24 protein-coding genes are annotated in these 22531 nt (G+C 63.5%); 9 read left to right on the top strand and 15 right to left on the bottom strand.

Annotated features, from left to right (window positions below):
* Positions 1-23: 23 nt before the first annotated feature.
* From JWQ24_RS21315 to cysG, 4 genes are read right to left on the bottom strand one after another with little or no spacing between them, the layout of a single operon-like run.
* On the bottom strand, positions 24-536 hold the full coding sequence (locus JWQ24_RS21315) for a DUF934 domain-containing protein (RefSeq protein WP_299812303.1): 513 nt from the start codon (positions 534-536) through the stop codon (positions 24-26).
* Positions 523-2178 (bottom strand): nitrite/sulfite reductase, encoded by a 1656-nt coding sequence (locus tag JWQ24_RS21310; protein WP_299812301.1) that lies wholly within the window; start codon positions 2176-2178, stop codon positions 523-525. The genes JWQ24_RS21315 and JWQ24_RS21310 overlap by 14 nt, the downstream gene beginning before the upstream one ends.
* Positions 2179-2188: 10 nt before the next feature.
* On the bottom strand, positions 2189-2503 hold the full coding sequence (locus tag JWQ24_RS21305; protein WP_299812299.1) for a DUF2849 domain-containing protein: 315 nt from the start codon (positions 2501-2503) through the stop codon (positions 2189-2191).
* A complete protein-coding gene (gene cysG / locus JWQ24_RS21300) occupies positions 2500-3936 on the bottom strand; it encodes a siroheme synthase CysG (protein ID WP_299812297.1) in 1437 nt (478 codons plus the stop codon). The genes JWQ24_RS21305 and cysG overlap by 4 nt, the downstream gene beginning before the upstream one ends.
* Positions 3937-4220: 284 nt before the next feature.
* Here cysG and cysP point away from each other — a divergent pair, with 284 nt between their 5' ends.
* The 4 genes from cysP (at position 4221) to JWQ24_RS21280 (ending at position 9446) form a co-directional block, all read left to right on the top strand.
* A complete protein-coding gene (cysP, locus tag JWQ24_RS21295) occupies positions 4221-5234 on the top strand; it encodes a thiosulfate ABC transporter substrate-binding protein CysP (RefSeq protein WP_299812295.1) in 1014 nt (337 codons plus the stop codon).
* A gap of 206 nt (positions 5235-5440) precedes the next feature.
* Positions 5441-6268 (top strand): sulfate ABC transporter permease subunit CysT, encoded by an 828-nt coding sequence (gene cysT, locus JWQ24_RS21290; protein WP_299812293.1) that lies wholly within the window; start codon positions 5441-5443, stop codon positions 6266-6268.
* Positions 6268-7155: a sulfate ABC transporter permease subunit CysW gene (gene cysW, locus JWQ24_RS21285; protein WP_299812291.1), complete on the top strand. Its 888-nt coding sequence runs from the start codon at positions 6268-6270 to the stop codon at positions 7153-7155. Before cysT ends, cysW begins: the two co-directional genes overlap by 1 nt.
* Before the next feature lie 134 nt (positions 7156-7289).
* On the top strand, positions 7290-9446 hold the full coding sequence (locus JWQ24_RS21280) for a malate synthase G (protein WP_299812289.1): 2157 nt from the start codon (positions 7290-7292) through the stop codon (positions 9444-9446).
* 69 nt (positions 9447-9515) lie between these two features.
* Here JWQ24_RS21280 and JWQ24_RS21275 read toward each other — a convergent pair whose 3' ends face one another.
* From JWQ24_RS21275 to JWQ24_RS21265, 3 genes are all read right to left on the bottom strand, one after another.
* Positions 9516-9671, bottom strand: a complete 156-nt coding sequence (locus JWQ24_RS21275) for a Thivi_2564 family membrane protein (RefSeq protein WP_086937086.1) — start codon at positions 9669-9671, stop codon at positions 9516-9518.
* Between the two features lie 112 nt (positions 9672-9783).
* Positions 9784-10419: a DUF2865 domain-containing protein gene (locus JWQ24_RS21270; protein ID WP_299812285.1), complete on the bottom strand. Its 636-nt coding sequence runs from the start codon at positions 10417-10419 to the stop codon at positions 9784-9786.
* A gap of 41 nt (positions 10420-10460) precedes the next feature.
* A complete protein-coding gene (locus tag JWQ24_RS21265) occupies positions 10461-11228 on the bottom strand; it encodes a L,D-transpeptidase (protein WP_299812283.1) in 768 nt (255 codons plus the stop codon).
* A 309-nt stretch (positions 11229-11537) separates the two neighbouring features.
* On the opposite strand from JWQ24_RS21265, the gene JWQ24_RS21260 reads away from it, so the two are divergent.
* The 3 genes from JWQ24_RS21260 (at position 11538) to JWQ24_RS21250 (ending at position 13623) form a co-directional block, all read left to right on the top strand.
* On the top strand, positions 11538-12602 hold the full coding sequence (locus JWQ24_RS21260; protein WP_299812380.1) for an AI-2E family transporter: 1065 nt from the start codon (positions 11538-11540) through the stop codon (positions 12600-12602).
* A gap of 76 nt (positions 12603-12678) precedes the next feature.
* Complete coding sequence (locus tag JWQ24_RS21255) at positions 12679-13047, top strand: DUF883 family protein (protein ID WP_299812281.1); 369 nt, start codon at positions 12679-12681, stop codon at positions 13045-13047.
* 108 nt (positions 13048-13155) lie between these two features.
* Positions 13156-13623: a hypothetical protein gene (locus JWQ24_RS21250; RefSeq protein ID WP_299812279.1), complete on the top strand. Its 468-nt coding sequence runs from the start codon at positions 13156-13158 to the stop codon at positions 13621-13623.
* A 7-nt stretch (positions 13624-13630) separates the two neighbouring features.
* On the opposite strand, the gene JWQ24_RS21245 is transcribed toward JWQ24_RS21250, so the two are convergent.
* Together JWQ24_RS21245 and JWQ24_RS21240 are read right to left on the bottom strand one after the other, a co-directional pair.
* Complete coding sequence (locus tag JWQ24_RS21245) at positions 13631-14053, bottom strand: hypothetical protein (RefSeq protein ID WP_299812277.1); 423 nt, start codon at positions 14051-14053, stop codon at positions 13631-13633.
* Between the two features lie 193 nt (positions 14054-14246).
* Positions 14247-15053 (bottom strand): response regulator, encoded by an 807-nt coding sequence (locus tag JWQ24_RS21240; RefSeq protein WP_299812275.1) that lies wholly within the window; start codon positions 15051-15053, stop codon positions 14247-14249.
* A gap of 221 nt (positions 15054-15274) precedes the next feature.
* Here JWQ24_RS21240 and JWQ24_RS21235 point away from each other — a divergent pair, with 221 nt between their 5' ends.
* Both JWQ24_RS21235 and JWQ24_RS21230 read left to right on the top strand, forming a co-directional pair.
* Positions 15275-15490: a NepR family anti-sigma factor gene (locus JWQ24_RS21235; protein WP_299812273.1), complete on the top strand. Its 216-nt coding sequence runs from the start codon at positions 15275-15277 to the stop codon at positions 15488-15490.
* The gene (locus JWQ24_RS21230; RefSeq protein ID WP_299812271.1) at positions 15490-16038 is read left to right on the top strand and encodes a sigma-70 family RNA polymerase sigma factor; all 549 of its coding nucleotides are present in this window, start codon (positions 15490-15492) and stop codon (positions 16036-16038) included. The genes JWQ24_RS21235 and JWQ24_RS21230 overlap by 1 nt, the downstream gene beginning before the upstream one ends.
* A gap of 121 nt (positions 16039-16159) precedes the next feature.
* On the opposite strand, the gene JWQ24_RS21225 is transcribed toward JWQ24_RS21230, so the two are convergent.
* The 6 genes from JWQ24_RS21225 to ureC all read right to left on the bottom strand — a co-directional run.
* On the bottom strand, positions 16160-17806 hold the full coding sequence (locus JWQ24_RS21225) for an HWE histidine kinase domain-containing protein (protein WP_299812269.1): 1647 nt from the start codon (positions 17804-17806) through the stop codon (positions 16160-16162).
* A gap of 248 nt (positions 17807-18054) precedes the next feature.
* The gene (gene ureG, locus JWQ24_RS21220; protein WP_299812267.1) at positions 18055-18681 is read right to left on the bottom strand and encodes an urease accessory protein UreG; all 627 of its coding nucleotides are present in this window, start codon (positions 18679-18681) and stop codon (positions 18055-18057) included.
* A 195-nt stretch (positions 18682-18876) separates the two neighbouring features.
* Entirely contained in the window at positions 18877-19617 is a 741-nt protein-coding gene (locus JWQ24_RS21215; protein WP_299812266.1) for an urease accessory protein UreF, read from the bottom strand.
* Positions 19604-20227: an urease accessory protein UreE gene (locus tag JWQ24_RS21210; RefSeq protein WP_299812265.1), complete on the bottom strand. Its 624-nt coding sequence runs from the start codon at positions 20225-20227 to the stop codon at positions 19604-19606. The genes JWQ24_RS21215 and JWQ24_RS21210 overlap by 14 nt, the downstream gene beginning before the upstream one ends.
* 39 nt (positions 20228-20266) lie before the next feature.
* Entirely contained in the window at positions 20267-20566 is a 300-nt protein-coding gene (locus JWQ24_RS21205) for a putative quinol monooxygenase (RefSeq protein ID WP_299812264.1), read from the bottom strand.
* Between the two features lie 272 nt (positions 20567-20838).
* Positions 20839-22531: urease subunit alpha (ureC, locus tag JWQ24_RS21200; protein ID WP_299812263.1), on the bottom strand; the 1693-nt coding region annotated here is incomplete at its 5' end.

Genomic DNA, 22531 nt, shown 5'->3' with positions numbered 1-22531 from the left:
CATTCCGCCGGTCCACCACAGGTTTAGCTGGCGCTCTCCGAATGGCGCAATTGCATGCGACGGTGCAGCGCCGTAATGCGGCCGTCGCCGGTCGGTTGGTAGAACACCGTGTAGCGCTTGGCCGTCGCGAGGAAGGCTTCGGCATCGGTTTCCTTGATAACCTCGAAGGCGTCGAAGCCGGCGCGCAGCATGAACACGAACTGGTCGCGCAGCACCTGCCCGGTGGCACGCAACTCGTTGCTGAACTTGTAGCGCTCGCGCAGCAGCCGAGCCTGGCTGTAGGCGCGGCCGTCACGGAAGCTCGGAAATACCAGAGCCACCACCGAGAGCCGGTCGAGATAGGGCACGAGTTCGTCGATATCCCTGTTGTTCGGCCAGATCACGCCGGTCGGGCTGTTGCGCGCGACCAGCGCCTCTGGATCTTTCATGAATCGCGCCGCTGAAATCAGCGCCGCGCCATCGACCGGGATTTCCGCGTCGTCGGCGACATGAACGAAGCTGTCGGCGGCGATCTTGCCGTTCTTAACGAGTGGCATAGACGCGCTCCTTGAAAGGCTCGACGCCGAGCCGCGTCACGGCCTCGACAAACAATTCATCAGGCCGCTGGCGCAGCGCCAGATAGGCCTCGACGATATCCTCGATCACATCGGCGACCTCGGCATAGGGCACCGCCGGACCGATCAGCGTGCCGACCACGGCATGCTCGTCGGCGCGACCGCCGATCGTGATCTGGTAGTACTCCTCGCCATTCTTCTCGACGCCGAGAATGCCGATATGGCCGACATGGTGATGGCCGCAGGCATTGATGCAGCCGGAGATGTTGACGTGCAGCCGGCCGATCAGGTTGGCGGTGTCGTGGTTGGCGAAGCGCCGCGTCAGTTCCTGCGCGATCGGGATCGAGCGGGTGTTGGCCAGCGAGCAGTAATCCAGCCCAGGGCACGCAATGATGTCGGTGACCAGATTGACGTTCGGCGTCGCGACGCCGATCTTCTCCAGCGCCTTCCACAACGCCGGCAGATCGCGCTGCGCGATGTGTGGCAGCACCAGGTTCTGTTCGTGGCCAACGCGGATTTCGCCGAACGAATATTTTTCGGCGAGGTCGGCAATCGCATCCATCTGGTCCGCGGTGGCGTCGCCGGGCGGGCCACCAATCGGTTTCAGCGACAGCGTGACGATCGAATAGCCGGGCACCTTATGCGGCGCGACCGAGTTCAGCCGCCACGCCTCGAACTGCGGATCGGCCGAGGCGTGCTTCACTTCGTCCGGCAGGTCGGTGAGCGTCTTGTAGTGCGGATAGGTGAAACGCGAGCGGATGTCTTCGACTACTTCGTCGTCTAGCGTCAGCGCGGTGTCGCGCATCTGCAGCCATTCGTCCTCGACCTCTTTGGCGAACTTCTCGATGCCGAGTTCATGAACCAGGATCTTGATGCGCGCCTTGTAGATGTTGTCGCGGCGGCCGTACTGGTTGTAGACGCGCAGGATCGACTCGACGTAGCCGAGCAGATCGCGGCCATGCACAAACGGCTTGATGACCTTGCCGATGAACGGCGTGCGGCCGAGCCCGCCGCCGACCAGCACCTCGAAGCCGGTTTCGCCGGCATCGTTCTTGTGCAGCCGCAGGCCGATGTCATGCACCTTGATGGCAGCGCGGTCATGTGCCGAGGCGGTGATCGCGAACTTGAACTTGCGCGGCAGGAACGAGAATTCCGGGTGCAGCGTCGAATACTGCCGCAGCAATTCGCACCAGATGCGGGGATCTTCGACTTCGCCCGGCGCCACGCCGGCCCACTGGTCGGTGGTGATGTTGCGGGTGCAATTGCCCGAGGTCTGCATCGCGTGGATGCCGACTTCGGCAAGGTCTTCCAGCGCGTCCGGCAGATCGGAGAGCGCGATCCAGTTGAACTGGATGTTCTGCCGCGTGGTGAAGTGGCCGTAGCCGCGGTCGTAGCGCCGTGCCACATGCGCTATCTTGCGCATCTGCGCCGACGACAGCGTGCCATAGGGAATCGCGACCCGGAACATATAGGCGTGCAGCTGCAGATAGACGCCGTTCATCAGCCGCAGCATCTTGAACTCGTCTTCGGTGAGCTCGCCCTTGAGGCGGCGCTTCACCTGATCGCGGAATTCACTGACGCGCTCGTTGATCAGCGTGCGATCGATTTCGTCATAGGTGTACATGGTAAAAGCCTTATGCCGGAACCGGCAGATCGATGGTCACGCCCGCCGAACGGATCTGTTCGCGCAGGTTGCCGGGGGTGATGGCGCCACGATCGTCGAGCGCGACCGGCGCAATATAGGGGCCGATGGCGCCGACATCATCGGCCGCAGATTCACTGAGCAGCGCGCGTGCTTCGTCGGCGGTGCGCACGATCGCGGCGTCCGAGAGGTCGGTGCTCCAGCCCTTGTTGGCATTGCGCCAGATCACCACACCATCCCAGGTGCGGTTGGCGGTGACCACCGAGGGTCCGGTGATCTTGATTTTCTGTTGCAGCGGAGAGGTCATTCGGCGGCTACCAAAAGTTCGGAGATAGAGGGAGGAAGGTCGGAGGCGCGCCACGGCGCGGAATGCGCCACGACATCGCCGATGATCAGGATCGCCGGGCCGGCTTCGATCTGCGCGACCAAGGATGTTAGATTTTCGAGCGTACCGACGACGGCCTGCGAGTCCGGCCGGGTGACCCTGGCGAACACGCCGACCGGCGTGTGCGGCGAACGGCCGGCCGCCAGCAGTCCGGCGCGGATCGAGGGGGCGGCGGTCATGCCCATATAGACGACGACCGTCATCTTGTCGTCGGTCAGCGCGCCCCAGTCGACGGTGTTGGCATCGCGTGCCTTGTGCGCCGTCAGGAAGGTGAGGCGTAGCGCCTCGTGGCGGAAAGTCAGCGGCACTTCGTATTGCGCGGCGCCGCCGAGGCCGGCGGTGATGCCGGGGACCACGGAGTAAGCGACGTTGGCGGCGCGCAGCGCCTCGATCTCCTCGCCGCCGCGACCGAAGATGAAGCCGTCGCCGCCCTTCAGCCGCACCGCGCGCTGTCCGGCGCGCCCGGCCTCGATCAGCAACTTGTTGATGGCGTGCTGGCCAATGCCCGGTCTACCGACGCGGCGGCCGACCGGAATCCGCGAGGCGTCGCGGCGGATGCGGTCGAGAATTTCCGGCGATACCAGTTCGTCGTAAAACACCACGTCGGCGTCCTGCAGCGCGCGCAACGCCTTGATGGTCAGGAGATCCGGATCGCCCGGCCCGGCCCCCACCAGCGCGACGTGGCCTTGCGTCGCCGCAATGGCCGTTGTGCCGGCATAAGCGATCGGATCGGCCATCTCCTGCAATGCGGCTTCGGCCTCCATTGTCTTGCCGGCCAGCACCATCGCGCCGATCGGGCCATCGACGATGCGCTCCCAGAACCTGCGGCGCAGCGACATGTCGGGCAACCGGCCCGACATCGGTTTGCGCCAGCGACCGATAAAGCCCGCGAGATCGCCGATCCGCGCGGGCAATAACGCCTCGATCTTTTCGCGGATGCGACGCGCCACCACCGGCGACGAACCGCCGGTGCCGATCGCCACCACGACGTCGCCGCGATCGACGATCGCCGGAAAGATGAAAGTGGAGTGGACGAGATCATCCATCACATTGACCGGCAGGCCGATCGCCCGGGCCCGCGCAGACATCGCCTCGCCGGCCGCGCCGGCCCCGGCGCAAAGGATGGCGATCAGGCCGGAAAGGTCAGCGTCGAGCGGATCGCCCTCGGCGAATTCGATGCGGGCGACGTCATCGGCATCGAGCCCGGCGGTGTCGCGATTGCCGTCAGTAGCGTACCAGCGAATCCGCGCGCCTGCCGCCAGCAGCAGCCGCAACTTGGCGCGCACGAGTTCTCCCGCTCCCACCAGCAGGATCGGCCCAGCTCGCAAATCGAGAAACACCGGCAGGAATCGCATCAACGCTCCACTCCCCGAATTCCGGGGTTGACTGGAATTATTTTCTATATATGTCTCGATCACGCCTAGCAAAGAGAAATTTATTTCTTCTTCGAAGCGTTCTAACTATAGAATTTTTGTCTTCAAACGCCAAGCGCCGGGGTTGTTTATTCTCGACGCGATCCGGGACGTTCGACGGCCGCCGGTTTGCCAGGCCGCCACGTACCGATTGCGCGAAATGCAGCAACATATTCCGGGCCGGGACCTGTCGCCGTCTTCTCGTTCATCCATCAAGGGGATCCGTCTTGAACCGTTTTGCCATCGCCCTCACTGCCGCTCTCAGCGCCCTGGCCGTTTCGGCCGCAGCGCCGGTCCGTGCGCAGACGCCGACCACGCTGCTCAATGTCTCCTATGACATCGCGCGCGAGCTCTACGCCGAGATCAACGTCGCCTTCATCAAGCACTGGAAGGCCAAGACCGGCCAGGACATCACCGTCAACCAGTCGCATAACGGCTCGTCGCGGCAGGCGCGCTCGATCCTCGAAGGGCTGGAGGCCGATATCGTGACCTTCAACCAGGTCACCGACGTGCAGGTGCTGTACGACAAGGGCAAGCTGATCCCCAAGGACTGGGCGACGCGGCTGCCGAACAACACCTCGCCCTATTACTCGCTGCCGGCTTTCCTGGTGCGCGCGGGCAATCCGAAGGGCATCAAGGACTGGGGCGACCTGGTGAAGCCTGGCGTGCAGGTGATCTTCCCGAACCCGAAGACCTCGGGCAACGCGCGCTACACCTATCTGGCCGCCTATGCCTATGCGAAGAACACGCTGGGCAGCGAGGCCAAGGCCGACGAGTTCATCAAGAAGCTGTTCGCCAACGTCCCGGTGTTCGACACCGGCGGCAGGGCTGCGACCACCACCTTCGTGGAGCGCGGCACCGGCGACGTGCTGATCACCTTCGAGGCCGAGACCTCGTCGATCCGCGATCTCGCGGGCCGCGACAAGTACGAAGTCGTGGTGCCGCCGACCAGCGTGCTGGCGGAATTCCCGGTCACCTTGGTCGACAAATACGCCGACAAGCACGGCACCCGCGCGCTGGCCACCGCCTACCTCGAATTCCTGTATTCGCCGGAAGGCCAGGCGATCGAGCTGAAGGGCTACAACCGCGTGGCCGACGCGGCGGTGATGGCCAAGCACAAGGACAAGTTCCCCGACGTGAAACTGTACCGCGTCGAGGACGAATTCGGCGGCTGGGACAAACTGAATGCCGAGCACCTCAATGCCGGCGCCAAGCTCGATCAGTTGTTCGGCGGCAAGTAAGGCGCTGCGGCCGCCATCCATCGACCTCATCCTGAGGAGCGCGCACTTGCGTGCGTCTCGAAGGATGGCGGCAAGCGCATTCATGGTTCGAGACGGCGCCAAAAGGCGCCTCCTCACCATGAGGACGGAGAGCGCTCCTGCATTCCCTTTCCACGCAAATCGTCTAAGAGAAGCCCACCAGTTGTCACGGATCAGGTCTCTCCATCTTGCGGCGTAGCGTCATTCCAGGGTTCGGGCTCGCGTTCGGCATTACCGTCCTCTATCTCGGGGCGATCGTGCTGCTGCCGCTGTGTGCGATGATCCTGAAGGCATCAGATATCGGGCTCACGCAGTTGTGGGGTATCCTTTCATCGCCGCGGACGTTGTCGGCGCTGCGCGTCACTGTGACGATGGCGCTGGCCGCCACCGCCTTCAACGCGGTCTATGGCCTGCTGCTGGCCTGGGTGCTGGCGCGCTATGAATTCCCGGGCAAACGCCTTCTCGACGCGCTGGTCGATGTGCCGTTCGCGCTGCCGACCGCGGTAGCCGGCCTGGCGCTGACGGCGCTGTTCTCGAAAAACGGCTGGTTCGGCGCACCGCTCGACGCCATCGGGTTGCAGGTCGCCTACACGCCGCTCGGCATCGCCATTGCGATGGCCTTCACCAGCATTCCCTTCGTGGTGCGCACGGTGCAGCCGGTGATCGAAGACCTCGGCTCCGACGTCGAGGAAGCCGGCCGCTCGCTCGGCGCCAATGATTTCCAGATCCTGTGGCGGGTGATCTTCCCGGCGATCTTCCCGGCGTTTCTCGCCGGCTGCTCGCTGGCCTTCGCGCGCAGCCTCGGCGAATTCGGCGCGGTGATCTTTATCGCCGGCAACCAGCCGATGAAGACCGAGATCGTGGCGCTGCTGACCTATATCCGGCTTGAGGAATACAATTACGAGGCCGCCGCCGCGATCGCGGTGGTGATGCTGCTGATGGCGTTCACGATGCTGATCATCACCAACGCCGTTCAGGCCTGGCACCTGCGCTATCTCGGCCGGGGGGACGCGTGATGCAGAAGCCTCCTTCCGAACGCGCGCATACCGAATGGATGTCGACGCCGGTCGGCGCCGGCCCCGTCGCGCGACGCGTCGTGCTCGGCATCGTCGCCGTGGTGACGCTGCTGTTTCTGGTCGCGCCGCTGGCGCTGATCGTCAGCTCCGCGCTGTCGCAGGGCGTCGGCGTGTTCTTTCGCAGCCTGTCGGACGCCGGCACCCAGCACGCCATCTGGCTGACGGTGATCACGGCCCTGATCGCCGTGCCGATGAATATCCTGTTCGGCCTTGCCGCGGCATGGACCGTCACGAAATTCGTATTTCCCGGCCGCACGCTGCTGATCGCGCTGATCGAACTGCCCTATTCGATCTCGCCGATCGTTGCCGGCGTCGCTTACCTGTTCGTCTACGGCTCGCAGGGGCTGTTCGGGCCGCTGCTGGACTATTTCGGCCTCAAGGTGATGTTCGCGCTGCCGGCGATCGTTCTGGCCAGCATGTTCGTCACCGCGCCTTTCGTGGCGCGTGAGCTGATCCCCTTGATGCAGGTGCAGGGCACGGACGAGGAAGAGGCCGCCGTGACGCTGGGCGCCTCCGGCTTCGCCACCTTCTTCCGGGTGACTCTGCCCAATGTGCGCTGGGCCGTGCTGTACGGCGCTATCCTCTGCAATGCCCGGGTGATGGGCGAATTCGGCGCCGTCTCCGTGGTCTCCGGTAATATCCGCGGCCAGACCACTACGCTGCCGCTGCAGATCGAATTGCTGTACCAGGACTACAACGTCGCCGGCGCCTTTGCCGCCGCCACCGTGCTGACCGCGGTGGCGCTGGTCACCATCGTCATCAAGGCGGTGCTGGAGAGGATCAGCCGCGAGGTTGATGTAACCCCCGCCCGGCCACCCGGCCACTGAGCCCTGACGCCCCCCTTCTCAGCCGCGGGTGTTTGGCGCTAAAAGAGAGCGATCATGCGCCACCGCAGGGCGTATCTGACGTCGCTTTCCCTGAAAATTGAGCAGAATTGCCGCTTTCGCGAGAAAACCCCATCATGAAACGTATCGACGCCCACGGATTGAAGATCGCCCCGGTCCTTTTCGACTTCATTGCCAAGGAAGCCGCCCCCAAAACCGGCATCGAGCCGGATGCGTTCTGGGCCGGCCTTGCCGGCATCCTCAGCGATCTCGGGCCGAAGAACCGCGAACTGCTCAAGGTGCGCGACACGCTGCAGGACAAGATCGACGCCTGGCACCGCGCCCACAAGACCGCCTTCGAAATGGACGCCTACACCACGTTCCTGAAAGAGATCGGCTATCTGCTGCCGGAGCCGGCGACCAAGACCGTCGAGACCGCCAATGTCGATATCGAGATCGGCCAGATCTGCGGCCCGCAGCTGGTGGTGCCGCTCACCAACGCCCGCTATGCGCTGAACGCCGCCAATGCGCGCTGGGGCTCGCTCTATGACGCGCTGTACGGCACCGACGCGGTCCCGCATGAAGCGACCGATGGCGGCAAAGGCTACAACAAGGCGCGCGGCGACCGCGTGATCGCCAAGGCGAAGGCCTTCCTCGACCACGCCGTGCCGCTGGCCACCGGCAGCCACACCGACGTCACCGCGTACAGCATCGTTGCCGGCCAGCTTTCCGTGAAGCTGAAGAGCGGCAACATGACCGCGCTGAAGAACGAGAGCCAGCTTGCCGGCTATCTCGGCGATTTCGCCTCGCCGAATTCGATCCTGCTGGTCAATAATGGCCTGCACATCGAAGTCGTGATCGATCGCGCCAATATCATCGGCAAGGACGATTCCGCCGGCGTTGCCGACATGATCATCGAGTCCGCAGTCTCCACCATTCTCGACATGGAAGACAGCGTCGCCACGGTGGACGCCGACGACAAGGTACTGGTGTATCGCAACACGCTCGGCCTGATGAACGGCACGCTGTCCGCCGACTTCGAGAAGGGCGGCAAGACGCTGACCCGCGCGCTCAATCCCGACCGCACCTACAAGACCATCGCCGGCGGCGAACTGACGCTGCATGGCCGCAGCCTGCTCCTGATGCGCGCCGTCGGCCACCACATGTTCACCGACGCGGTGCTGGACAGCGCCGGCGAGGAAATCCCGGAAGGACTGCTCGACGCCGCAGTGGCCGGCCTGCTCGCGATCCACGATCTGAAGTCCACCGGCCTGCGCAACAGCCGCACCGGCTCGGTCTACATCGTCAAGCCGAAGATGCACGGCCCGGACGAGGTCGCGCTGACCTGCGAGACATTCGCCCGCGTCGAAAAAATGCTGAAGCTGCCGGTCAACACCATGAAGGTCGGCATCATGGACGAGGAACGCCGTACCACGGTGAACCTCAAGGCCTGCATCCAGAATGCTTCCGAGCGCATCATGTTCATCAACACCGGCTTCCTCGATCGCACCGGCGACGAGATCCATACCTCGATGGAAGCGGGTCCGATGATCCGCAAGAACGACATGAAGGCGACGCCCTGGATCAAGGCGTATGAAGAATGGAACGTCGATGTCGGCCTGATCGATGGCCTGCCCGGCCATGCCCAGATCGGCAAGGGCATGTGGGCGGCGCCCGACAAGATGGCGGACATGATGGTGCAGAAGATCGCCCATGTGAACGCCGGCGCCACCACGGCATGGGTGCCCTCGCCTACCGCCGCGACGCTGCATGCGCTGCATTATCATCAGGTGGATGTTGCTGCCCGGCAGAAAGAACTCGCCAAAGGCGGCCCGCGCGCAAAACTGTCGGAGATCCTGACCATCCCGGTGTCGCAGTCGAACTGGGCGCCGGATGATGTGAAGCAGGAAATCGACAACAACTGCCAGGGCATCCTCGGCTATGTCGTGCGCTGGATCGACCAGGGCGTCGGCTGCTCCAAGGTGCCGGATATCCACGGCGTCGGCCTGATGGAAGACCGCGCCACTTTGCGCATCTCCGCCCAGCATCTGGCGAACTGGCTGCATCAGGGCGTCATCACCGAAGCACAGGTGATGGAATCGCTGAAGCGGATGGCGGTGGTCGTCGACAAACAGAACGACACGGACGCGATCTACCAGCCGATGGCCCCCAGCTTCGACGGCATCGCCTTCAAGGCCGCATGCGACCTGATCTTCAAGGGCCGCGCGCAGCCGAACGGCTACACCGAGTTCATCCTGACCGCACGCCGTCGCGAGGCGAAGGCGCAGGCCTGATACAGGACAACAGACAGAACAAAAAAAGCCCCGGCAAGTCGCCGGGGCTTTTTCGTTCGAGAAGCTGCTCTAGAATACCGCGATGTATTTCAGCAACGAGATCACGCCGAGAATGATGACCACCACGCGACAAATCTGCTTGGCGCGGCCGTCGATCGGCAACAGGTTGATCAGATAAAGAATGAGAATAACGACGAGAAACGTAATCAGGACGCCGACGAGCATTGTGATCTCCCCCAGCCTTGTTCAAATGAGCACCGCCATGATCGGCATGGTGCGATGAGGGACAATCCCGATGGAACCCCGGAGTTCCATCCCCGGAACCGATTATTACCGGCTATTCCACCACCGCCGGCCGCTCGAACTTCGCTTTGATCGCTTCCGGGGCCGGCGACATGTTGAGCGAGGCGCCGCGTCCGTCGGGGCGGTTGGTGACCATCAGGCCGTCCGCGCCGGCCACGATGTCACCCTTTCGCAGCGTCGGGTCGGCCTCGATCTTCACGGGCGCAAGACCAATCTGGTCCTTGCCGTTGCAGGTGCAGCCGGCCACCAGCTCGGTGCGGTACTTGAAGGCGTTGGGTAGCTCGGAATACGGCTTTCCGGTCTCGGTCGCCGCCTGATCGATGCTGCTACCGTAGACGACCTTGGTTTCGCTGGCCGGGCAGAAACTGTTGCAGGATGCCGCGCGGCTGGCGTTGTCGGTCGCGGTAATCGGGAAATAGCGGCCGTCGCAGGCGCGCACGCAGAACGCCTGTCGACCGCCACCGCTCGCCCGCTGCCGGGGTTCGCGGCGCTCGCCGTAATCCCCTTCGTTGGCTAAAGGCAACGACATCTGCGGCGCCGGGCGACTGCCACCGAAGCCGCCGAACAAAGCGGAGAAGAAATCTTGTGCATGTGCGCCCGGCAGGGAGCCGAGCGAAGCCGAGAGTACGACCGCGCCAAAGGCCAACTGTTTGCCTGAAATCCAGCTCATGTCAGCCTCTCCTACATCTCCTACAAATGCGCGGATCGATGTCAGTATGCCGACGACGCCGAAAGGTTCATCGCATGACGTCCGGCAGCCGGATGCACCGAGGTCGCTGTGGTGGCGCGCGGCACGTCGCGAACCGCTTCGAAGTGCGGCGAAGAACCGGACTTCGGCAGCACCACGACCTTGGTGCCGACGCTGACGCGGCTGAACAGGTCGGCGACATCTTCATTGGTCAGGCGGATACAGCCCGACGAGACGAACTTGCCGATCGTCGAGGGATCATTGGTGCCGTGGATACGGTAGTCGCTGGAACCCAGATACATCGCGCGCGCACCGAGCGGATTGCCGGGACCGCCCGCCATGAAGCGCGGCAGATAAGGCTGGCGTGCGATCATCGCTGCCGGCGGATGCCAGTCCGGCCATTCCGCCTTGCGCGTTATGGTCTGCGTGCCGGCCCAGGTGAAGCCTTCTCGACCGACGCCAACGCCGTAGCGCATCGCGCGGCCTGGGCCGAGCACGTAGTAAAGCTGGGTGTTGGCGGTATCGATCACGATGGTACCGGGCGCCTCGCGGGTGTTGAACGTCACCTCGGTGCGGCGGAAACGCTCCGGCGTGACAGCCGTATCAACCTGCGGCACAACCATCACATCGTCGTCCGGAAACGCGCTCGACGAGGTCGATGCGTAGCTCATCACCTGCGCGGACGCAGAACTCGACCACAACGTCGGTGCTAGAACCAGCGCGGCGGCGAAAGCCAGAGAAGTGGTGGCGCGCAGCGAGAATTTGCGATTTCCGGAAAATGCCTGCGACATGATCGGCCCCGTTCATTCATCGTGAGGATGACTGGGCAAACAACAACGCCGGGGCGCAACGGTTCCGTCCGCCTGCCGCGCTTCGCATGACTGTCAACCACCGGCACGCTCACGATTCCGCGACGGAACCTTTTCGAAGAAGGCCGGTTGTGGCGGCTCAGGCATGTGATCCCTCGGGAATCGCCTCTGCGTTGCGGGAACTTACGGAGCGCCGGCCCGATGACTAAAGTTCGCGCTCTCCCTGAAGCCTCGGGCGGCAATGCCAGACCGGGCAAAGCCAAAAGCGCGGGCACGAAGCCCGGCACGCCAATGCCGGACAGCAGCGCCGAGCAGCCGCCGGTGATCCGCCGCGCCGAGGTGGTAGCATTCACTCTGATATCGCTTCTGGTGATCACCGTCGTGGCGGTGCTCTACGTCGCCAAGGCGTTTTTCCTGCCGATCGTTACCGCTTTCATCGTCGGCACAATGTTGTCGCCGGCCGCGACGTTTCTTGAAAAGCACCGCATACCGCGCGCGGTCTCTGCGGTTCTGATTGTCACCGGCGTCACCGGCGGGCTTGCCTTCATCGTCGGGCTGATCTCGGCGCCGCTGATGGAATGGACCACGCGGTTGCCGGAGCTGGGATCACTACTCAAGGACAAGCTGCACGTCTTCGATCGGCCGCTGGCGCTGTGGCACCAGATGCAGGTCATGTTCGGCGGTTCGGAATCGCTGGCCACAACGAAGTTCGAAATGCCGAAGATCGACTGGGTCGCGCCGACCGTCGAATTCCTGTCGCCGACCTTCACCGAATTCCTGCTGTTCTTTGCCATCCTCATACTGTTCATCGCCAGTTGGAAGGACCTGCGCCGAGCGATGGTGATGAACTTCGCCGACCATGAATGGCGTCTGCGCACGCTGCGGATTCTCAACGCCATCGAGACCAATCTCGGCGGCTACCTGCTCATCGTGACCATGATCAACTTCGGCGTCGGCATCGCCACCGGCCTGATTTGCGCCGTCACCGCCATGCCAAATCCCGCAGGCCTCGGCGCGCTGGCTGCGACGCTGAACTTCTTTCCGATCATCGGCCCGGTTGCGATGTTCGTCATTCTGGCGGGCGTCGGCGTTATCACCTCCGCCACACTCGGTGCAGGTCTCGTCGCTGCTGCGGCGTTCGTTGGGTTGACCTTTATCGAGGGTCATTTCGTCACGCCGACGATCATCGGCCGGCGGCTGCAGCTCAATGCGCTCGCGGTGTTTCTGGCGCTGGCATTCTGGACCTGGCTGTGGGGGCCGATGGGCGGCTTCCTGGCGTCACCGATCCTGATCGTCGGGTTGATCCTGAAGGAGCACCTGATGCCGGAGGATACGCCACAACTGCCGCCGAACTGACACCGCTCCACTGGCGTAGTGGAACTTCCAGCCCGACCCGGCGTTTCCGCAGCAGTATCGACCTGGAGGGGCTGACATGCGTATCGACGGCACAGAAAAATTGAAGACCCTGACGGACAGAACCACCTATGCACGCCTCGAAAAGGATTTATCAGCCGTGAAAAACGACATCTCGACCCTCACCGACCAGATCACCGACGTGCTCAACAGCTTCGCCGGTCAGGCCAGCAAGCAGGCCCGCCGCGGTCTCAAGCAGGCGCGATCCAATGCGGATTCGATGATGTCGGATGTGCAGGAGCGCGGCGGTGCGGCTTATGATGCGGCGTATGACGCTGCCTATTCCATGGAAGAGACGGTAGAAGATGCGATCCACCAGCGCCCGCTGGCGGCCGTCGGCCTGGCGCTGGGCGTGGGCATCCTGATCGGCGCTGCCTGGCGCCGCTGATGCGGTGAGACATCTGGGCCATTGGCGTATATGGCTTTAATTTGGACTGGCGGCGCCGCGAGGCGTCGTCAGTTTGTTTATGGTGGCGCGTATTTACAGGGGGCTTAGATGTTTCAGCGGGTGATCGAGGATCTCAAGGATTCCACCGGTGCAACGCTGCGGATGACGTCGCTGGTCGCGCTGGCGGGACTGGCACTGTTCATTACGCTGTCGTTCCTTTGCGCGGCGGTGTTCGTGGCCGTCATGCAGCGGTACGGGGCGATCGAGGCCTGCCTGACCATCGCCGGCATCTTCCTGCTGATTTCGCTGGTGGTGGGCGGCATCTATCTCACCAAGAAGCGCCGCGCCAAGGCGCGCGCGCTTGCGGAAGCCGAGCGCGCTGCGCGGGCCGCAGCAGCCGCAGCCCCGTTAATCGATCCAATGCTGCTGGCAACCGCGCTGCCGATCATCCGGGCGATTGGACTGACGCGGCTGATCCCGCTGCTCGCGGTGGCTGGCGTGGCCTACGGCTACTATGTCAGTCGGAATGCGGCACCGGCCGAAGACGCCGCCGAGGGTGAAGACGAGTCCGCCTGACCGGGGATCAGGTCACGCAGCGACCGGGCTCCAGCAGTCGGGCGACCTCGGTGAGGACGCTGACCGGCGGCTCGCAGGCCACGGCAGACTTTTGCGGCGTGGCCTTGAAGGCCCGCTGCGCGACAGCGACTTCCGATCTCACGCTGATTTTCTCGACCTTGACCGGGGTCGGTGCGACCCGCAGGAGCAGCGACGTGCCGCTCAGGCCTTGGACGCTGAACGACAGCGTACGGCTACCATCCTGAACGGTGACCACCTCTGCCCGATCCGACTTGGCGCTGCGGTTGACGGCTTCCGAATTGACCTGGCTGGCTTCGGTGACGTTGGCAGGCACCGTCACGCGCAGATCGCCGCCGAAGGCGAACTGGATCGCACCCAACAACACTGCCGCTGCCGCGCCGCCCAAAATTCCGCTGGTGATGTGAGACATGTGCCGCCTCGCCTGCTGGACCGATCATGTGGTGGTCGGAACAGCAACGCGGCAGGTTCGGTCGGGGTTCTGGCTGCCCAATCACTTAACCGTGTGTTAACGGCCAGGCTCAGGCAGTGCGCATGAAAAAGGCGGCTGCGCCGAACGCAGCCGCCTTTTTATAAGTGGTTTGATTATAAGTGGTTTGAAAGCCTCAGGAAGCCGCAGCCTTCGGCGCCTTGTTGCGCGAATTGCGCTGGAAGAACAACGCCTGGCTGGCGACGGCCGAGACCATCGCGGGCTGGAACGGCTTCGAAATCAGGAAGGCCGGCTCCGGACGCTCGCCGGTCAGGAAACGTTCGGGATAGGCGGTGATAAATACCACCGGCACCTCGAACAGCCGCAGCAATTCGTTGACAGCATCGAGCCCCGAGCTGCCGTCGGCGAGCTGGATGTCGGCCAGGATCAGGCCGGGTTTCTTGTTCTTCGCCAGAGCGATCGCGTCGGTATGGGTGCGGGCGACGCCGATGACATTGTGGCCGAGGTTCTTCACCAGGCTTTCAAGGTCCATCGCGATGAAGGTCTCATCCTCGATGATCAGCACGTCGGTGGCGATTTCAGCAGCCATCTCGCGGCCGGCGGTATCGGCCAGCACGCGGGTCTCCGCGACGTCGGTATCAAGAATAAAGGCGACTTCCTCTTCCGAAAACCCTTCCAGCGACAGCAGCAGGAAGGCCTGCCGCGGCAACGCGGTGATGTTCGACAGCCGGCGCTCGGACGGCGTCGAAAGCGGCGTCACTTCGGGATCTTCGTTAAGAGCGACGGAATTCCAGATCTGCGTAAACAGGCGAAAAAGCCCGGCGCGCGGTCCGTGTTGCTCGTCGAGCAGCGACTGGTCCTGCAGCAACGCTTCCAGCATGGCGCCGACATAGGCGTCGCCGGAGGCCTGGTTACCTGTCAGGGCACGGGCATAGCGCCGCAAAAGCGGTAAATGTTCAGCTACGAGCTGTGATCGGGACATCCCCACTCCATCTTTCTGTGTCACCCATCAGGGTGCGGGAATGAACACCCCCGACCGCCTCTGATGTGCGGGTTTACGCTTGAACCGAAGGAAAGTTCCCTTCGACCGGAACTTTAAGCCGGGCTCTGAATTAGCACCGTAACAGAAGCCGCAAAGGCTTCACAATCAAGAAAAACTCTCGAATTCCAGAGGCTTACCTCTTGGGGAATGTGGAACGGGTCATGAAAGATGTGAAGTCACAAAAGAGCGCGGTACCCGGAAAGCAGGGAGGTCTCAATTCAGAGATCCAATCCCGCATCGGACATCAGCTGCGAGCCATGTACGACGATGTGGTGCGCCAGGGCGTGCCAGATCGTTTCGCCGAGCTGATCCGCAAGATGGACGAACCCGCTGCCCAGGCCGCCGTGGCCGACCCGAAAACCGACGGGAGGGACTAATGCCTCTCTCCGATTCACTCCGCGACGACATTCTGGCATCGGTGCCCAGCCTGCGCGCCTTCGCGATCTCGCTGTCCGGCAACGGTGACCGCGCCGACGACTTGGTGCAGGAAACGCTGCTCCGGGCGCTCGCCAACATCGACTCGTTCCAGGTCGGCTCCAACCTGCCGGCATGGTTGTTCACCATCCTGCGCAACCTGTTCCGCTCTGACTATCGCAAGCGGCGGCGCGAGGTCGAGGATGCCGATGGCAGCTACGCCAAGACGCTGAAGACCCAGCCGTCGCAGAATGCGCATCTGGAGTTCGAGGAGTTTCGTGCAGCGCTGGAGAAGCTCCCGCAGGACCAGCGCGAAGCGCTTATCCTGGTCGGCGCGTCAGGCTTCTCCTACGAGGACGCGGCGACCATCTGCGGATGCGCGGTGGGCACCATCAAGAGCCGCGTCAACCGCGCGCGCTCCAAGCTGAGCGCCCTGCTCTATGTCGACGGCACCGACGATTTCGGCCCGGACAATACCATCCGTGCGGTCATCGGCGGCAGCGGCGGATAGCACAGGACGCAGCAATTATCGGAAAGCGGCCACTTCGGTGGCCGCTTTTTGTTGGTGCATATACAAGAAGGAGCATCGTCCGCGCGTTCCCTCGCCCGTTCTTGCACGGCAAGGTTAGGGACTACTTCACCGGCTTCGCCAGCGCCTCGGTGCGGTCCCGTTCGGTCATGTCGACGACGGTTTCCATCGGCGCGGTCAACTCATAGACATAAGACACTTCAGTGAAGTACCGCTTCGAGGTGCCGCCCAGCGCTTCCGGCGCGACGCGGTCGAGCAGCACGACGCCGAAGTCGCTGTCCCGCCGGCGCGTCGCATCGCTGGTGTTGAATTCTTCCCAACGGAAATTGAACATCGAGTCCGGTCCGTCGCCGGTGATTTCCCAGTGCGCGACGATATGCGGGTGCTTGCCGACCAGCGACAGCCCTTCGTCGGAATGCGAGGCCAGTTCGTAGAACAGCAACGACAGGCTCTGTGCGGCACGGGCGCTGACGACAATGTCAGGGCCGGTGGCGGCGATGCGGTCGGCACGCGGGATCGCGCGCGGCTCGAACAGGCCCTTGAGGTTGACGCCCTGCCACTGGCTCTCCGACAGCAGCGAGACCACGTTACTCATGGCATGGATACGGCCGATCAGCAGGTCACGCGCGACATCGAGATCGGAGCCGTGGCGCAGCGTGCGGGTCACGATCGACTGGATCACCGCCAGGATGTTCTTCACGCGGTGATTGAGTTCGTCGATCACCGCGGTGAGGCGGCGCTCGAAACCGATCCGCCGCTGTATCTCGCGGCTGAGCCGCAAATTGTTGTAGGAGACGTAGCCAAACAGGCCGCAGATGATCGCCGTCAGCGCCAGCCCGATCGTACCGACGATCACCGCCACGCGCTGCGCCCGCATCGTCACGTCCGTCTTGGGATAGTAGCCCAGCGACCAGTCGCGGCCGCCGAAGCTGACGATGCGCTGGATCGCCATCGCCTTGTTGGCGATCAGCGGCCGGGCGGTGACGATTCCACGCTCGTCGGCGACCAGTTCGGTATCGACCTTGCGCGGGTCTTTCAGCGCCACCGAAAACAGCGACAGGTCGTCGTTGGCCAGCATCAATGACCCGAGTTCGTAGGAAAACGACACGAAGCCGACGGGGGCCGCACTGCCTTCCTGCATGACCGGGGCGGCGAGCACCAGACCCACCGGCCCGCCCGGCCCAATCAGCGTCGTCGGGTCGGAGGCCACCGGCCGTCCATCGGACATCGCCAGGGTCAGCGTCGGTCCCATCGACGGGCCATCATTGAGAACACGGCCGGTCACGCCCTCGGTGACCGAGTTGCGCGGTTCGACGTCCATCAGGACATCGACAGGCTTATCCAGCACTTTCGGATCGAGCGGGCTATCGTCGAAATTGCGGATGGTGGGAATGCGGAAGCCCGCGGCAGCAAGTTCAGCGCGGGCAGCCGGCAACTCGCCTGGTTGCAGCCGCGCGATCCAGCTGGCTAACACGAAGTCGGTCTTGAAGGCGTAGATCGAGGACCGCAGCGGCTGCAGCATGTTGGCCTTGATCACCGACGGCGCCCTGAACAGGCCGGAGGCCACCCGCGCCAGCAATTCGCGCTCGCTGAGGCGCTCCTGCACCAGACTTGCGTGGATATCGACGCCCCGCCCCAGCGCAATGCTGTCGATCACCAGTTCCTGATCGTGCACCCGAAAGGCCGCCAAGCCCGACAGCAGCACCCCGGCCAGTGCCATGACAATGATGATAAACCCCAGCCGGATCACGCGTTTACTCGGAAACGAAGAAGAAATCCGCAGATTGCGGGAAAATCCGGGTGGGCGGACGGACTAACAATGAACTGCACGCCAGATGCCCGGAATCATGAAGGGAACGTCACCAGCCCCCGATAGACCATTGATCGCGGTCAGGTGTAGCCCAATCACGTCGGAGCCAATTTGTTCCGGGCGAATCGGGATTTATTTGAAGAAAGGACGGACGGCCTGTAACCGCCCGCCCCGGAGTGAGTTTCCGTCTACGCCGCCTTGGCCTTCAACCCGCCTTTGGCCTCGATGAAGGCGATGATGCGGTCCAACCCCTCATTGGTCTTCATGTTGGTCATCACGAAAGGCCGGGCCCCGCGCATCCGCCTGGCGTCAATGTCCATCTTTTCCAGGGACGCACCGACATAGGGCGCCAGGTCGATCTTGTTGATCACCAGCAGGTCCGAGCGGGTGATGCCCGGCCCGCCCTTGGAGGGGATCTTGTCGCCCGCGGCGACGTCTATGACGTAGATGGTGAGGTCGGCGAGTTCGGGCGAAAAGGTCGCGGCGAGGTTGTCGCCGCCGGATTCGATCAGCACCATATCGAGGTCGGGAAACTTGGCGCGCATGTCGGCGACCGCGGCGAGGTTCATCGAGGCGTCCTCGCGGATCGCGGTATGCGGACAGCCACCGGTCTCGACCCCGGCGATACGATCCGCTGTCAGCGAACCCGAGCGCACCAGATATTCGGCGTCCCATTTGGTATAGATGTCGTTGGTGATCGCCGCGATGTCGTAGCGCTCGCGCATGGTCTTGCACAGCAGGTCCATCAGCGCGGTCTTGCCGGAGCCGACAGGACCGCCGATGCCGACGCGAAGCGGACCGTGAAAGGAGGACATGTCAGATGCTCTCTTGGTTCGAATGTTGCGCTGAGGCGTAGCTAAACAAATAAATGTCATCCCCGCGCATGCGGGGATCCAGTAAACGGCGCGGCCCGTTTTGAAGCACTGGCCGCGGCGTATACTGGGTCACCCGGTCAAGCCGGGCGATGGCAGCGGAGGATGTAGCGCGGCCGAGCGCTCGACAAGATACAGTCATGACCGAAACAATCGCGTGTACTGTGTTTCGTGCCGCATGGCAGCGATATCGGCACGGAAGGTCGCGCCACCGAGATCATCGAGAGAAGCTTCCATCGCGCGCTTGCCGGTCGCGACCACGACGGGCTCCAGTGCGGCAAGCACGCGCTGGCTGTCGGTCTGGCCGAGCGGCACGAGGCGGGCGCCGGCCGAAATCCAGTTCGAGGTCAGCGCATGGAAGAAGCCGTGCATGGTGGCGGCCAGCGGAATGCGGTGCGCGGCGCTGACCAGGCCGACGGCTGTGGGATAGACGATCGCGCCGTCGCAGGCGGCGATCAGGTGTTCGAGGCCGTCATGATTCCAGGCGCTGCGGGCGATCTCGATAAAGGCCCTGCCCTGCGACGTCGTCTCGAGTTGGCGCTCCTTGGAGGCCACGAAGGCGCTCGCCAGTTCGGCGACCTCGCGCAACGCCGCGTCGTCGCCGGCCATCACTGCGCGATGCACATGGGCGAGAAACACGCCGTCGCAAAAGCCGGCGCCGTCGGTCAGCATCGACGACAGCCAGTTCTGTAGCGTGGCGGCGTCGGTGATGTCACCGGCTTCCACCGCCCATTCAATGCCGCTAGAATAAGAGAACGCGCCGACCGGAAACGCCGGCGACAGCCAGGTCATCAACCGGTACAGCGCCGCGCCTTCATCCGCCGACAACGCGACGGGTTCGACAACAGGCGTGAGATCCGCCTGCCTATTTGTGGTCATGAGCATGGGAATGATCGTGATGGCCGTGATCGTGACCGCAGTGCTCGTCGTGCACGTGTTCGGCATGGCCGTGCGCGGCATGATCGTGCTTGTCGTGATCATGTTTGCCATGGTCGTGGCCATGGTGGCCGTGATCGTGATGCGCGTGACCATGTCCGGCATGGTCATGCGTCTCGGCCACCGCGGCATAGGCGCCGCCTTCCGGATCGAACGGCGCTTCGATCTCGATGACGCGCGCGCCGAGTCCCTTCACCATGTCCTCGATCACGTGATCCCGGCGAATGCGCAGGCCCTTCCCGACGATCTGGGTCGGCAGATGCCGATTGCCGAGATGCCAGGCGACACGCACCAGATGCGCCAGCTCGGTGCCGCGGATCTCGATCAGCGGCTCCGGCGCGGCGACCACCTCGATGAGCCGGCCGTCTTCCAGCACCAGCGCATCGCCCCCGCGCAGCGCAACCGCGGTTTCCAGATCGAGCAGGAATTCCAGCCCGCGCGTCCCCACCATCGCCATGCGGCGGCGATGGCGATCGTCGAAATCCAGCACGACGGTATCGGTCGCCGCTTCTTTCCAATGGTGCTGGCCGTGCACGTCGATGGCGCGGATCATGGTCGTACTCTCATTTTCTGATTCCGCGCCGTCATGTGACTATCGCACCACAACGTCGGCGGGGGTGATGACTTCGATCTTCGGCGGACCGGCGAGGCAATTGACGACGACACGGCCAAAGGCGCGCATGTGATCGCTCTTGCGGTGCGGCTCCAGCGCCTCGGCGTTTTCCCAGCGTTCGACAAACACCATCTGCGTCGGGTCGGTGATGCTCTCATGCATGTCATAGGCGATATTGCCGGCTTCCTTGCGGGTCTCCGCGATGCAGGCCTGCGCGGCAGCAATCAGTTCGGCGCGCGTTTCCGGCTTCACGGTCAATGTGGCAACGACGTAGATCAAGGCGAATTCTCCCGGGTTCTTGTTATGGCACTGAGACGGCCGGGACGGACCTTAGGAGGTTATAGCGCGGGATTGAAGGGGGGCTTTCTTCACCCTCCCCCTTGCGGGGAGGGTGGCTTGTCGAGAGCGAAGCGAACGACATGCCGGGTGGGGGTTGCAACAGGGAAAGCGGCGCGTGGGGCACCCCCACCCCGGCCTCCACTTCGTCGATGCTGCGCATCGCCTCGCTCGGCCGACTCTCCCCGCAAGGGGGAGGGAAACCGTTGGCCACCTCAATACATGAAATAGCGCTGCGCCATCGGCAGCACTTCGGCCGGAGCGCAGGTCAAGAGTTCGCCGTCGGCGCGGACCTCGTAGGTTTCGGGATCCACCTCGATGTCAGGCGTGGCGTCGTTGTGAATCATACTCTTCTTCGAGATGCCGGAGCGGGTGTTCTCCACCGCATAGAGCGCCTTCTGGGTGCCGAGCCGGCCAGCCAGGCCGTTCGAGATCGCCGCGCCCGAGGTGAACACCACCGAGGACTGCGTCAGCGCGCGGCCGAAGGCGCCGAACATCGGCTGGTAATGCACCGGCTGCGGCGTCGGAATGGAGGCGTTGGGATCGCCCATCGGCGCCGCCACGATCATGCCGCCCTTGATCACCAGATCCGGCTTGACACCGAAGAACGCCGGTGACCACAGCACGAGATCGGCGAGCTTGCCCTTCTCCACCGAGCCGATCAGTTTCGACACGCCATGCGCGACGGCCGGATTGATCGTGTACTTGGCAATGTAGCGCTTGACGCGGAAATTGTCGTTGTTGCCCTTGTCCTGCGGCAAGGACCCGCGCTGCTTCTTCATCTTGTCGGCGGTCTGCCAGGTCCGGATGATGACCTCGCCGAGCCGGCCCATTGCCTGCGAATCCGACGACATCATCGAGAGCGCGCCGAGATCGTGCAGAATGTCTTCGGCGGCGATCGTCTCCTTGCGGATGCGGCTCTCGGCAAACGCCAGATCTTCCGCGATCGAAGGATCGAGGTGGTGGCAGACCATCAGCATATCCAGATGCTCGTCGATGGTGTTGCGGGTAAACGGCCGCGTCGGGTTGGTCGAGGACGGCAGCACGTTCGGCAGGCCCGCGACCTTGATGATATCCGGCGCATGGCCGCCACCGGCGCCTTCGGTATGGAAGGCATGGATGGTGCGGCCCTTGAAGGCGGCGATGGTGTCCTCGACGAAGCCCGACTCGTTCAGCGTGTCGGAATGGATCATCACCTGAACGTCGTGGTCGTCGGCGACGGTGAGGCAATTGTCGATCGCGGCCGGCGTGGTGCCCCAGTCCTCGTGCAGTTTTAACGCGCACGCTCCTGCGTTAATCATTTCAATAAGCGCCGCGGGCTTCGACGCGTTGCCCTTGCCGGAAATGCCGAGATTGACCGGGAAGGCATCGAACGACTGGATCATTCGCGCGATGTGCCACGGGCCGGGCGTGCAGGTGGTGGCGAAGGTGCCGTGCGACGGGCCGGTGCCGCCGCCGAGCATCGAGGTGACGCCGGACATCAGCGCATGCTCGATCTGCTGCGGACAGATGAAATGGATATGGCTATCGAAGCCGCCGGCGGTGAGAATTTTGCCCTCGCCCGCGATGACGTCGGTGCCGGGGCCGACATTGATGGTGACGCCGGGCTGGATGTCGGGATTGCCGGCCTTGCCGATGGCGCAGATGTAGCCTTCCTTGATGGCGACGTCAGCCTTGACGATGCCCCAGTGGTCGACGATCAGCACGTTGGTGATCACGGTATCGACCGCACCTTCGGCGTTGGTGGCCTGCGATTGCCCCATGCCGTCGCGGATCACCTTGCCGCCACCGAACTTCACCTCCTCGCCATAGATGGTGAAATCTTTCTCGACCTCGATGATCAGGTCGGTATCAGCGAGGCGCACGCGATCGCCGGTGGTCGGCCCGAACATGTCGGCATAGACGGAA

Source organism: Tardiphaga sp., assembly GCF_028290495.1.
Classification (GTDB): domain Bacteria; phylum Pseudomonadota; class Alphaproteobacteria; order Rhizobiales; family Xanthobacteraceae; genus Tardiphaga.
The sequence above is the reverse complement of the archived record's forward strand: the minus strand, read 5'-3'. Positions and strand labels throughout refer to the sequence as shown.

Coding starts and splice junctions, on each gene's coding strand:
- JWQ24_RS21315 (WP_299812303.1), bottom strand. CDS start 536: ATGCCACTCGTTAAGAACGGCAAGATCGCCGCCGACAGCTTCGTTCAT.
- JWQ24_RS21310 (WP_299812301.1), bottom strand. CDS start 2,178: ATGTACACCTATGACGAAATCGATCGCACGCTGATCAACGAGCGCGTC.
- JWQ24_RS21305 (WP_299812299.1), bottom strand. CDS start 2,503: ATGACCTCTCCGCTGCAACAGAAAATCAAGATCACCGGACCCTCGGTG.
- cysG (WP_299812297.1), bottom strand. CDS start 3,936: ATGCGATTCCTGCCGGTGTTTCTCGATTTGCGAGCTGGGCCGATCCTG.
- cysW (WP_299812291.1), top strand. CDS start 6,268: ATGCAGAAGCCTCCTTCCGAACGCGCGCATACCGAATGGATGTCGACG.
- JWQ24_RS21280 (WP_299812289.1), top strand. CDS start 7,290: ATGAAACGTATCGACGCCCACGGATTGAAGATCGCCCCGGTCCTTTTC.
- JWQ24_RS21275 (WP_086937086.1), bottom strand. CDS start 9,671: ATGCTCGTCGGCGTCCTGATTACGTTTCTCGTCGTTATTCTCATTCTT.
- JWQ24_RS21270 (WP_299812285.1), bottom strand. CDS start 10,419: ATGAGCTGGATTTCAGGCAAACAGTTGGCCTTTGGCGCGGTCGTACTC.
- JWQ24_RS21265 (WP_299812283.1), bottom strand. CDS start 11,228: ATGTCGCAGGCATTTTCCGGAAATCGCAAATTCTCGCTGCGCGCCACC.
- JWQ24_RS21260 (WP_299812380.1), top strand. CDS start 11,538: ATGCCGGACAGCAGCGCCGAGCAGCCGCCGGTGATCCGCCGCGCCGAG.
- JWQ24_RS21255 (WP_299812281.1), top strand. CDS start 12,679: ATGCGTATCGACGGCACAGAAAAATTGAAGACCCTGACGGACAGAACC.
- JWQ24_RS21250 (WP_299812279.1), top strand. CDS start 13,156: ATGTTTCAGCGGGTGATCGAGGATCTCAAGGATTCCACCGGTGCAACG.
- JWQ24_RS21245 (WP_299812277.1), bottom strand. CDS start 14,053: ATGTCTCACATCACCAGCGGAATTTTGGGCGGCGCGGCAGCGGCAGTG.
- JWQ24_RS21240 (WP_299812275.1), bottom strand. CDS start 15,053: ATGTCCCGATCACAGCTCGTAGCTGAACATTTACCGCTTTTGCGGCGC.
- JWQ24_RS21235 (WP_299812273.1), top strand. CDS start 15,275: ATGAAAGATGTGAAGTCACAAAAGAGCGCGGTACCCGGAAAGCAGGGA.
- JWQ24_RS21230 (WP_299812271.1), top strand. CDS start 15,490: ATGCCTCTCTCCGATTCACTCCGCGACGACATTCTGGCATCGGTGCCC.
- ureG (WP_299812267.1), bottom strand. CDS start 18,681: ATGTCCTCCTTTCACGGTCCGCTTCGCGTCGGCATCGGCGGTCCTGTC.
- JWQ24_RS21215 (WP_299812266.1), bottom strand. CDS start 19,617: ATGACCACAAATAGGCAGGCGGATCTCACGCCTGTTGTCGAACCCGTC.
- JWQ24_RS21210 (WP_299812265.1), bottom strand. CDS start 20,227: ATGATCCGCGCCATCGACGTGCACGGCCAGCACCATTGGAAAGAAGCG.